The organism is Pleomorphomonas sp. T1.2MG-36 (assembly GCF_950100655.1).
In the GTDB taxonomy this organism is placed as follows: Bacteria; Pseudomonadota; Alphaproteobacteria; order Rhizobiales; family Pleomorphomonadaceae; genus Pleomorphomonas.
Map to the genome: position 1 here is coordinate 815,550 of NZ_CATNLY010000001.1, position 11,608 is coordinate 827,157.

An 11,608-nucleotide genomic window follows, 5' to 3' on the forward strand; every position below is an offset into this window, starting at 1 on the left:
CGGCCGGTTGCCCGACCGCCGCTTCGTTCAGTCGCAATACCAACGTGATCTATCAGCTATGGGCGAGAACCGCCAGCAGCAGCAGAGCGACGATGTTGGTGATCTTGATGGCCGGATTGACGGCCGGACCGGCGGTGTCCTTGTAGGGATCGCCGACGGTATCACCGGTCACCGAGGCCTTGTGGGCATCGGAACCCTTGAAGTGCTTGACGCCGTCCTTGTCGACGAAACCGTCTTCGAAGCTCTTCTTGGCGTTGTCCCAGGCGCCACCACCCGAGGTCATCGAGATGGCGACGAACAGGCCGTTGACGATCACGCCAAGCAGCGAGGCGCCGAGGGCGGCGAAAGCGTTGGCCTTCGAGCCCGAGGCGGCCAGCACGCCGAAGTAGACGATCAGCGGCGACAGCACCGGCAGAAGCGACGGGATGATCATTTCCTTGATCGCCGCCTTGGTCAGCATGTCGACGGCCCGGCCGTAATCGGGACGCTCCGTGCCGGCCATGATGCCCGGCTTTTCCTTGAACTGACGACGGACTTCCTCAACCACCGAGCCGGCAGCGCGGCCGACGGCGGTCATGGCGATACCGCCGAACAGGTAGGGGATGAGGCCGCCGAAGATCAGGCCGGCGACGACATAGGGATTCGACAGCGACAGGTCGATGTTGCCGATGCCCTGGAAGTAAGGCACGCCGCTTTCAGCGAAGTGCTTGATGTCGTTCGTGTAGGCGGCGAACAACACCAGGGCGCCGAGGCCGGCCGAGCCGATGGCATAGCCCTTGGTGACGGCCTTGGTGGTGTTGCCGACGGCGTCGAGCGCGTCGGTGGTGTGACGAACGTCCTTGGGCAGGCCAGCCATTTCGGCGATGCCACCGGCGTTGTCGGTGACCGGGCCGAAGGCGTCGAGCGCCACGATCATGCCGGCGAGGCCGAGCATGGTGGTGACGGCGATGGCCGTGCCGAACAGACCGCCCAGCTGGTAGGTGGCGATGATGCCGGCGACGATGACCAGCGCCGGGAGGGCCGTCGACTCGAGCGAGACGGCAAGACCCTGGATGACGTTGGTGCCGTGACCGGTGACCGACGCCTGGGCGATCGACACCACCGGGCGCTTGCCGGTACCGGTGTAGTACTCGGTGATCCAGACGATCAGGCCAGTGACCACGAGGCCCAGGATGCCGCAGACGAACAGCTTGGTGCCGGTGAGCATGATGCCATCGACAACGCCGACATCACCCCAGCCGATGGTCAGCGAGGTGGCGCCGCCAAGGCCGACGATCGACAGCAGCGACGAAGCCCAGAGCCCCTTGTAGAGGGCGCCCATGATCGAGTTGTTGGCGCCAAGCTTCACGAAGAAGGTGCCGATGATCGAGGTGATGATGCAGGCGCCGCAGATCAGCAGCGGATAGAGCATCGCCTTGGGCAGCAGGTCGGCATTTCCGGCGAAGAAGATCGAGGCCAGCACCATGGTGGCAACCACGGTCACGGCGTAGGTCTCGAACAGGTCGGCGGCCATGCCGGCGCAGTCGCCGACGTTGTCACCGACGTTGTCGGCGATGGTGGCCGGATTGCGCGGGTCATCTTCCGGAATACCGGCCTCGACCTTGCCGACGAGGTCGGCACCGACGTCGGCACCCTTGGTGAAGATGCCGCCGCCGAGACGGGCGAAGATGGAGATCAGCGAGGCGCCGAAGCCCAGGGCGACGAGAGAGTCGATGACGACACGGTCATTGACTGCATGCCCCATCGGCCCGGTCAGAACCCAGAAATAAACGGAGACACCGAGCAGCGCGAGACCAGCCACCAGCATGCCGGTGACGGCGCCTGCCTTGAAAGCGATGTTGAGGCCACCCGCCAGCGACTGCATGGCAGCGGCGGCGGTGCGGACGTTGGCGCGAACCGAAACGTTCATGCCAATGAAACCGGCGAGACCCGACAGAACGGCGCCGACGACGAAACCGATGGCAACCGGCAGGCCGAGCAGCCACGCGATCAAAACCAGGATCACGACGCCGACGATGCCGATCGTGGTGTACTGACGCTTGAGGTAGGCCTTGGCGCCCTCAGCGACAGCCCCTGAAATTTCCTGCATGCGGGCGCTGCCCGCGTCCGATGCCATGACGGACTTGATTGCCCACACGCCGTAGGCGAGGGACAAAAGTCCGCAAATGATCGCGATGTATAGAACGTGCATGATCCCTCCGCAGTGCCGGACTCTCGAGAACCCGGCCTTGGCGCCACGAACCGAAGGCGAACGCCCCTTGGGAGCCTGACGGTTCCCGTGCCCGTTCGCCTTGGGAGCGACCCTCTTTTCTTCCGCCTGGCGGGAGGCGCTGGCATGCAGCGTCAATCCCGTTCTGCGGACAGATACGAGGGCGGGATTACCGATATAGTCTGGTTTGGTGGCGTCAAGGCCGTGAAAGCCCGAAGCCTACGATTTTATGGATTTGTCCCCATTCGGGGCGAACCGGTGGCCGCTCAGCTTCGCTTGGCGCCGAAAACCGGCGCCGAAGCGCCCTGGAGCACCTGCCGATCGGGCTGAATCAAACCTATCCAAAACCGGCTCCCCGGCAGACGAGTCTGGAGCATTTCCTGGTCGGTCAGATGTTCGATATGCCCGGCAGATGCCAGGACCAAACACTTAGACGACGTAGCGTGCCGCGACGAAGCCACCGATGATGATGATCAGCAGTCCCCACATCACCGCGTCGAGTCGCCGCTCGATGAACTCGCGCACCGGCTCTCCGAACAGCCGCAACAGGAAGGCGACGAGGAAGAACCGGGCACCGCGCGTGATGACGCAGAGCAGCACGAACAGAGGGAAGTTGTAAGCGGCAAAGCCGGAGGCGATGGTGACCAGCTTGAAGGGGATGGGCGTCATCCCCTTGATCAGGATGATCCAGGCGCCGTAGTGGGCGTAGGCGGCCCGGAACTCGTCGAAACTCTGGCCATAGCCATAGACGCGGATCAGCCAGCCTCCGAGGCTGTCGAACAGGAAAAGACCGATGGCATAGCCGAGCATGCCGCCGAGCACCGAGGAAACGGTGCAAATCAAAGCGTAGGTGAAGGCCTTGTCGCGTCGAGCCAGCACCATCGGCACCAGCATCACGTCGGGCGGAATGGGGAAGAACGAGCTTTCCGCGAAGGAAACGGCGGCGAGCCATGTGCCCGCCTTGCGGCTGCCGGCCAGCGACATAGTCCAATCGTAGAGCTTGCGGAACATCGGCCCTCCGGGAAATGCAAAGAAAGCAACGATTCGATAAAACAATGCGCGGCCACCCAAGCGGAGCCCCGCGGAGGTCTAGCGACTCGCCCCTGACGACGCAAGCCGGACAGGCGTTCGCGCGTCCGCTTGATACGGAACCTAGCAACTTCCGGGCCGGGACCTATGCTCTATCCCGTTGTTTTCACGCAACTTCGGACGCAACACCGCTTCCCATTTTTACTGGGTCTGCTCTAGAAGTGCCGGTAAGATCCCGACCCGAGCTCGGCCAGCGCCGGATGATCGCCCTGCACATCGATGCCCTCCCCCGGCCGGACCCGGCCGATCACGGTTGCATCGATGCCCAACGAAGCGGCAGTTGCGAGGAAGGTGGCAACCTTCGCCTCGGGAATGGACAGCGCCAGTTCGTAGTCGTCGCCACCGGTCAGAGCCACGGCGAACAGGTGCGGATCGGCCACGACAGCGGCGCGGGTGGCGGCCGACAGCGGCACGCTGTCAGCGTCGATCTCGATGGCCACACCGGAGGCAGCGGCCATCTTGCCGAGATCGCCGACGAGACCGTCGGAGATATCCATGCCGCCCGAGGCACAGTCGGCCACCGCCGACGCCAGCGCACCGCGCGGCCGCGGCAGCAGATAGCGGTCGAGAAGATGATCGCGATGTTCGGCGGAAAGACCCAGGCGGCCGGATAGCGCCGGATCGAGCCGCAAGGAAAGGCCCAGCGCTGCGTCTCCGATGGTGCCGGTGACGACAATGACCTCACCGGCCTGCGCGCCGCCGCGCCTGACCATTCCGCCTTCCTTGACTTCGCCGATCGCCGTCACCGACAGCGTCAGGCCGGCCGGGGAGCGCACCGTATCGCCGCCATAGAGTGAGATGCCGTAGGTCGCCTGATCGGCGGCGAGGCCGGCGCCCAGGGCGTCGACTTGTTCGGCGGTGAAGTCCTTGGGAAGGCCGAGGGCCAGAAGATAACCGACCGGCGTGGCTCCCTTTGCCGCGAGATCGGACAGATTGACGCGCAATGCCTTGCACGCCACGGCATCCCAGGGATCGTCGGCGAAGAAATGCACGCCGCTCACCACCTCGTCCTTGGTCAGCACGAGATCGCGACCGGGGCGCGGGCGATAGAAAGCGGCATCGTCGGTGAGCCCCAAGGCGCCATCGGCTGCCAATGGCGCAAAGACGCGGGCGATCAGCTCGAACTCACCGATGCCGCCCGCCGCCATCTCACGCGCCCTCTTTGGGGAACTCGTCGGGGCGGATTTCATGGGCGATGCGGTCGAGCACGCCGTTGACGAGACGCGGCTCGTCGTCCTCGAAGAAGGCGCGGGCAACGTCGATGTATTCGGAGATGATGACCCGGCCCGGCACGTCGCCACGCTTTAGGAGCTCGTAGGCGCCGCAACGCAAGATGGCGCGCAGCGTGGCATCGACCCGCTTCAGGGGCCAATCCTCGACCAGCGCCGTATGCACCATGGGATCGATCGTCCGCTGATCGGCAACCACACCGCCGACGATGTCGCGGAACCAGCCGGCATCGGCCTGCCGATACTCGAAGCCATCGATCTCCTTGCCCAGACGGAAGGCCTCGAACTCATGCACCACTTCCATGAGGTCGCCGCCACCGATCTCGAGCTGGTAGAGCGCCTGCACGGCGGCAAGGCGGGCGGCGCCGCGCTGATTAGCCGGACGCGGCTCGGATCTGGCGCCGGATCGGTCGTCGTTCATGGTCCCAATGTCTCCCAGGCGAATGGATCGACCGGCATTGCCTCCGGGCTCCATCCGCACTGAATCGTCGTTTCGAAACGCCGCCGCGCTCCGAGAAGAGCGGCGCGTACGGCGCCGCCGGTTGGCGGCTGGTCCTGATCAAGCTGTGGCGGGGCAAAGACCACGGAACGACCGGTTTGTCCAGCGGAAAACGGCACTTCCCTCCCCCTCGACTTCAGGCGAGTCCCTTTTCCTTCTTCCACCGCCGAAGCCGCTTGCGGGCGTTGTCGAAGGGCGATGCCGTGTTGAACTGGATCATGCGGCCGAGCGTGTAGGTCTCGTACCAGGGCTTGCCGTAGAGATCCTCGTTACCGGTCTCGTCAATGACGGCGAGGATGCGATCCTTGGTCGCGGCGAAGCGGTCGAGCAGAGCCGGATAGGACAGATCCGCGTAGTCGGCATAGAATTTCTGGGCCAGCCGGCCGAGCTCGTTCCACTTGTAGCCGGTCTCCGGGAAATCCACCTGTTGGCCCGCGTTTCGGCCGGCATGCCATTTCAGCACCAGTTCCCCCCAGCCGACGAGGTAGGCGACCAGATCGTGCACGCTCATGACCGTGTCCTTGGCATGCCCTTCGAGCGTCTGCTCGCGGCTGAGCGCCTCCGGTACACCATCCAGATCGGTACGGAGTTTCAAGTAGTTGCCGCGAATGGCTTCGGCGAGTTCGGCCTTGTTTGTGGGAACAGCCACGACTTTTCCTCATAATCGCAGCCAATAGGTCACCCGCCCCTATCGGCGCTATCGGTTTTCTGGCAGAGCAGCGGGCAACTTCCGAAACGGCGGACGGGCCATGCCGATCGACTATATCCTCAATGCCTTCGCGACACTTTTTGTCACCATCGACCCGGTGGGCCTCGCGCCGCTCGTGCTGGCGCTGACGGCCGGCGCGCGCCCCGAGATGCGTCGCGCCATGGCCGTGCGCGCCTCGGTCATCGCCTTTCTGGTGCTGATCGCCTTCGCCTTCGTCGGCGCCGGCATCCTGACGTTCCTCGGCATTTCGATGCCGGCCTTCCGCATCGCCGGCGGTCTTCTGCTGTTCTGGATCGCCTTCGAGATGGTGTTCGAGAAGCCCAAGTCCGGCGGCTCAGACAAGAGTGGCCACGCCGACGTTTCCGTCGGTCATCCGCAGCCGATCGGCGAGGACATCCGTCACCTCGCCGTCTTCCCGATCGCCATTCCCTTCCTGGCCGGCCCCGGCGCCATATCGGCGACCATCCTGTTGGCCGCCGACGCGCACGATCCGCTGATCATGGCGACGCTGGTACTGATCATCGCCGCGATCATCGCCCTGTCCTTCGCCATCTTCATCGCCGCCGACCGCATCGACCGCTACCTCGGCGATACCGGCCGCAACGTTCTGACGCGACTTCTCGGCGTCCTGCTCGCCTCGCTCGCCGTGCAGTTCGTCGCAGACGGCATCAAGGCGATCATGGCGTAACGGCGCACTCGTCCCCTCCGTCGGGAAGCCGAGCCCGACGGGAGAGCGCTCAAACGACGGAGAAGAGAGCCTTACTTCTTTGCGAAGGCGGCAGCGACGGCGGCGCGAATGGCCTTGTCCTGCTCGGCCGAGAACTTCGCGCGCGACGGCGCGTCGAAGCTGTCGCCCTCGAACTGGGCCAGCGCTTCGGCGGACGCCTTGCGGCACCTGTCGATCATCGAGTTCCGGTCGATGCCCTCAACCCGATACTGGGTGTTGACGCAGTAATCGAGAAACTTGCGCGACAGGGTGTCGCGGGAAATCGTGTCGGCGCTTGCCGGCAACGCGCTCACCACACCGACGGCAAGCGCAACGGCGGCTACAGTACCGGAAACAACCCGCATCATGGCCTCATTCCGAAAGAATCGCCGGACCGCGCCCTGCGGCCCTGAAACGGCGGTTTCATAGAGCATTTCCCAGCCGGATGAAATCATCTCAATGCAAAGGAAATGCCCCGGATTCAAAATCTTGGGCATGACTCAGGGCGAGCTGCCGGCCGCGGCACCCATCCCGACCACGCGCCGAACCCGGCACACCCCAAGCATCACAGTTTCCTGAGCCAGACCTTGGTGTCGTGAAAGGCGACACCGCCGAACGGAGCGATCTCGTCCGAGCCGGTCAGCGTGTTGATGCCCACCTTGCCGCCATGGGCACGATTCGCCCAGATGCCCTCGGCCACCACCACGCCAGCCTGCAAGCCCTCGAACAACTCGGCATGAAGCTCGACCCGACCGCGATGGTTGCCGATCACCACCGCATCCCCGTCGGCGATGCCAAGCCGGCCGGCGTCATCGGGCCGCACCTTCAGGGTCGGACGGCCTTCGCGCGTCACGGAGGTCGGCGTCTCGCCAAACGAGCTGTTGAGGAAGTTGCGTGCCGGAGCGGTTACCAGGCGGAAGGGATGCGTTTCGTCGGCTTCCTCGACCACCGGCCAGTAATCGGGCAGCGACGGCATCTCCTGCCACGGCCCCATCGGCCCGATGTTCGACGTCTTGACCTTGGTCCAGTCCGGCTTGAAGCGGAACTTGCCGTCGGGGTAGGCGAATCCCTTCACATAATGCGCCGTCTCGAAGTCCGGCTGCATGTCGAAGAATCGCTTCTCCTCGAGGTCGGTCAGAGTGCCGAGCCCGGAGTGCTGCAACATCCAGTCGACGTGCTCGCGCGCCGTCATGTGGAAGCCGGGATGCTGGTCGGCGCCAAGGCGCTTGGCCAGCTCGTTGATGACGTAGATGTTCTCGCGAGGGCCTTCGGGCGGCTGGACGACCTTCGGTCCGAACAGCAGGCTCTGCTGGCCACCAGCCTTATAGATGTCGTCGTGCTCCAGGAACATGGTGGCCGGCAGCACGATGTCGGCAACCTTGGCCGTGTCGGTCATGAACTGCTCGTGCACGCAGACGAACAGATCGTCGCGCAAAAAGCCGCGCCGCGCCTTGTCCTGCTCCGGCGTCACCGTCATCGGGTTGCAGTTCTGAATGAGCATCGCCTTGACCGGCGGCCCGCCCCTGAGGGCATCCGCTTCGCCGACCAGCACGGGACCGATGCGCGAGTGGTCGAGATGACGAATGCTGTCATCCTCCATCTCGTTCCCTTCGACCATGGCCTTGTTGAGACGGTAGAGGGCACCATTGTTGTGGAAGGCCCCTGCCCCCTCGCGCTGCCAGAGACCGAGCACGGTGGCGATGGACTGCGCCGCATGCATGGACACGACGCCGTTGCGCGACCGCGTGAATCCATAGCCGAGGCGGAAGAACGTACGCGGCGTCGTGCCGACCAGCTTGCCGAACGCCTCGATCTCGGCGACCGAAAGTCCGGTGATGGCGGCGGCCCACTCCGGCGTTCTGGATTTCAGGTGGGCTTCGAGTTCGGCCGGCGCGTCGGCATATTTTTCCATGTAGGCGCGGTCGGCATAGCCATCCCGGAAGGCGATGTGCATGACCGCGCAGGCCAGCGCGGCATCGGAGCCGGGCCTCAGCACAAGGCCGAGATCGGCCTGCCGCACGGTCTCGGTCTCGTAGACGTCGACGGCGACGATCTTCGCACCGCGCGTCTTGCGAGCGCGGACGGCGTGGGTCATCACGTTGACCTGCGTCGTGACGGCGTTGGTCCCCCAGATGACGATGCAGTCGGAGACCGCCATCTCGCGCGGATCCGGGCCGGCCAACAGACCGGTTCCTGCGATCCAACCCGTCCAGGCCGGCGTCACGCAGATGGTTTCGTAGCTGCGGGAATACTTCTTGGCATGCCTCAGCCGCTGGATGCTGTCGCGCTGCACCAGCCCCATCGTTCCGGCATATTTGTACGGCCAGACGCTTTCGGCGCCGAACTGGCGCTCGGCGGTGAGAAAGGCGTCCACGACGCGATCAAGCGCCTCGTCCCAGGAGATTTCCCGGAACTTCCCTTCCCCCTTAGCGCCGACGTTGAGGAGCGGCTTCATGAGTCTGTCGGGATGGTAGAGACGCTCGGCGTAGCGGCCGACCTTGGCGCAGATGACGCCGGCCGTATAGCTGTTGTCCGGCGAGCCACGCAGCCGACCGATGCGCCCCTCGGGCGTTACTTCGACATCGAGCGCGCAGGTCGACGGACAGTCGTGCGGACAGGCGGAGTGGGCGAAACCAGGGCGAAGCGTAACGTTCATCGACGGGCATTCCGGTGAAAGCGGACGGCCACGTTACAGGCTCCGGCGTCGAAGGTCGCGCCTTTTTTGAGGCTCGCCCTCATGTGGGGCCGGTTGGCGCTCGCATGGAAATGGCGACCATCGGCGTGAAGGTTCGCCCCATGAGGTGGACGGTGTGACGTCTCGACACTATGCGAGAATACGTAGCGCAACCTGCCGCTTCACAGCGGCAGTACTGCGCACGTTAAGTGTGCTCATTCCTGCTGCACTTTATGCTCTAAACGAAGGCATTCGGAGGAGGCACCCCTCCTATTGAACCACCCAAATAGGGATAAATGACAACTAAATCGGCACGGATCTGCTAGGTTTGCATGCAAATTTGGCAGATTAACTGAAGTTAAACTTAGATCAGGCACACAATCGACTTACAACGCGCGATTAGCATGCCGTTAAGCAACCAAAAGTCTAATAGAGCCAAAAGAAACAGGGGACTTGGCATGTTGTTTCGCTCAAAGCCGGCTGGCTCGCGTCGCTCACGTGGCGGGCTGTCCATCCGCGTCAAGGTCGCATCGCTCTCGCTCGTCTGGCTCGCCGGACTGACCGTCGTCTCGGGCACAGGTGGCTATGCCGTCGTGTCCATGCGCGCGCTGGAAGAAACCTCCTCCGCTGCCACCGGCCTGTCGCTTCTTTCCGAACAGACACAGAGCCTCGCCAACAAGCTCGCCGCCAAGGAGCGACTGTTCATGGTCGCCCCGACCTCCGAGCGCGCGACGGAGATCGACAGCCTCCTCGGCGAGACGCAAAACACCATCCGGCGCCTTGAAGACGCGGCCGGCGCCGTCGGTGCCGCGACAACCGAAGCCGACCAGCTCGCCGCGCTTTTCGACAAGATCGCCGGGCAGTTCGCCGAAGTGAAGAGCGGACAGACCAAGCTCGGCTTCGGCAACGACAGCGGCATTCAGGGCGAGATGGAAGCCGCCTTCCAGGCCCTGCGGACCGACGTGAACAAGGCCACCAAGAGCGGCCAGAATCCCGATACCGTGCGCGTCGTGCAGGCGTTTGCCCAGCTCAATCAGGCGCGCGCCGAGTTCATGCTGCGCCATGACGGACCAAGTTCCGGCGCCTTCGATGCCGCCGGCGGACGCTTTATCCGCGAACTCGACAAGACCCAGCTCGGCGCGGAAGCAAAGGATGCGCTCAAGGCCCGCCTTGCCGCCTATTCCGCCGCCTTTACCTCCTATGTCGATCTCTACGCGTCCTGGGTGAAGGTCGCCGACCAGACGTCTCTCTCCTTCGATCTCGCCGAGCCTCTGACCAGCGCCATCAAGGGCGCCGCCGCCAATCTCAACGCCTCGACGACCCAGGCCTTCACCGACGGAACCCAGTTCGCGCTGCGCCTCATCTACCTCGTCGTGCCGCTGACGCTGCTCGCCGGTGGCCTGATCAGTTGGCAGATCAGCCGCTCGATCACCGCACCGCTCGGCCGCATTCGCACGACCATGGATGTATTGTCGCGCGGCGAGGCGGCAACCGTCGCCGATACCGACCGGGCCGACGAGATCGGCGCCATGGCCCGCACGCTGGCCGTTTTCCAAGCCAACCAGACCGAGAAGGCCCGCCTCGAAGACGGACAGCGCGCCGACGCGGGGGAGCGCCTTCGCCGTCAGCAAGCCTTCGAGGCGGCAGTGCGCGACTTCCGCTCTGTGGCCGGCGAGCTGACCCGCGCCGTCACCGACACCATGGCCGGCATGCAAAGCGCCGCCGACGGTCTGCTCGACGAGGCGGGACGCACCCGGACACAAGCCGAAAGCGCATCGACCGCCTCGCGAGGCGCCTCGGAGAAGGTCACGGTCGTGGCCGGCGCCGCCGAGGAGCTCGCCTCGTCGATCAGCGAGGTGGTCAGCCACGTCGGCCGCACCACCACCGTCATCGGCAGCGCCACCGAAGGCGCCCGGCGTACCAACGACCAGGTGGCCGGCCTCGCCGAAGCCGCGAGTCGGGTGGGACAGGTGGTCACGCTGATCCGGTCGATCGCCGAGCAGACCAACCTGCTGGCACTCAACGCCACCATCGAGGCGGCACGCGCCGGTGAGGCGGGCAAGGGCTTCGCCGTCGTCGCCGCCGAGGTGAAGGGGCTGTCCGACCAGACCTCCCGCGCCACCGAGCAGATCGCGGCTCAGATCTCGGAAATGCAGGCGTCGACCGCCGAAGCGGTCGAATCGATCCGCGCCATCGCCGCCACCATGGAGGAAGTGAACCGCGCCACGCTCGGCATTGCCTCGGCCGTGGAACAGCAGGAAGCCTCCACCAACGAGATCAGCCGCAACGTCAGCGAAGCCTCCGGTAACACGGTCACGGTGTCCGAAAGCGTCGGGCACGTGGTCGAGGCGATCGGCAGAACCTCCGACACCGCCCGGCACGTCGAAGCGGCTGCCGGTCTGGTTCTCAGCCAGACCCGCGATCTCGAAGCGGCGATCGACGAGTTCCTGCAACGGGTTGCGGTGTAAACCTAGCCCATGCGCCTTGCGCAGG

9 protein-coding genes are annotated in these 11,608 nt (G+C 64.7%); 2 read left to right on the forward strand and 7 right to left on the reverse strand.

Annotation, left to right across the window (positions count from 1 at the left end; translation table 11 throughout):
* Nucleotides 1–52: 52 nt before the first annotated feature.
* From QQZ18_RS03820 to QQZ18_RS03840, 5 genes are all read right to left on the reverse strand, one after another.
* On the reverse strand, nucleotides 53–2,191 hold the full coding sequence (locus tag QQZ18_RS03820; RefSeq protein ID WP_284538042.1) for a sodium-translocating pyrophosphatase: 2,139 nt from the start codon (nucleotides 2,189–2,191) through the stop codon (nucleotides 53–55).
* Nucleotides 2,192–2,638: 447 nt separating this feature from the next.
* Nucleotides 2,639–3,220 carry a YqaA family protein gene (locus QQZ18_RS03825; protein WP_284538045.1) on the reverse strand — a complete coding sequence of 194 codons (582 nt, stop codon included), beginning with the start codon at nucleotides 3,218–3,220 and terminating at the stop codon, nucleotides 2,639–2,641.
* A gap of 233 nt (nucleotides 3,221–3,453) precedes the next feature.
* Nucleotides 3,454–4,446, reverse strand: coding sequence for a thiamine-phosphate kinase (thiL, locus tag QQZ18_RS03830; RefSeq protein ID WP_284538047.1), 993 nt, complete (start codon nucleotides 4,444–4,446; stop codon nucleotides 3,454–3,456).
* A gap of 1 nt (nucleotide 4,447) precedes the next feature.
* On the reverse strand, nucleotides 4,448–4,948 hold the full coding sequence (gene nusB, locus QQZ18_RS03835; RefSeq protein ID WP_284538049.1) for a transcription antitermination factor NusB: 501 nt from the start codon (nucleotides 4,946–4,948) through the stop codon (nucleotides 4,448–4,450).
* A gap of 214 nt (nucleotides 4,949–5,162) precedes the next feature.
* Complete coding sequence (locus tag QQZ18_RS03840; protein WP_284538050.1) at nucleotides 5,163–5,675, reverse strand: ClbS/DfsB family four-helix bundle protein; 513 nt, start codon at nucleotides 5,673–5,675, stop codon at nucleotides 5,163–5,165.
* Between the two features lie 100 nt (nucleotides 5,676–5,775).
* On the opposite strand from QQZ18_RS03840, the gene QQZ18_RS03845 reads away from it, so the two are divergent.
* Nucleotides 5,776–6,423 carry a MarC family protein gene (locus tag QQZ18_RS03845; RefSeq protein ID WP_284538052.1) on the forward strand — a complete coding sequence of 216 codons (648 nt, stop codon included), beginning with the start codon at nucleotides 5,776–5,778 and terminating at the stop codon, nucleotides 6,421–6,423.
* Nucleotides 6,424–6,494: 71 nt separating this feature from the next.
* On the opposite strand, the gene QQZ18_RS03850 is transcribed toward QQZ18_RS03845, so the two are convergent.
* Complete coding sequence (locus QQZ18_RS03850; RefSeq protein ID WP_284538054.1) at nucleotides 6,495–6,809, reverse strand: hypothetical protein; 315 nt, start codon at nucleotides 6,807–6,809, stop codon at nucleotides 6,495–6,497.
* A gap of 197 nt (nucleotides 6,810–7,006) precedes the next feature.
* Entirely contained in the window at nucleotides 7,007–9,097 is a 2,091-nt protein-coding gene (locus tag QQZ18_RS03855) for a molybdopterin-containing oxidoreductase family protein (protein ID WP_284538056.1), read from the reverse strand.
* 476 nt (nucleotides 9,098–9,573) lie between these two features.
* On the opposite strand from QQZ18_RS03855, the gene QQZ18_RS03860 reads away from it, so the two are divergent.
* Nucleotides 9,574–11,583, forward strand: coding sequence for a methyl-accepting chemotaxis protein (locus QQZ18_RS03860; protein WP_284538058.1), 2,010 nt, complete (start codon nucleotides 9,574–9,576; stop codon nucleotides 11,581–11,583).
* The last annotated feature ends 25 nt before the right edge of the window (nucleotides 11,584–11,608 follow it).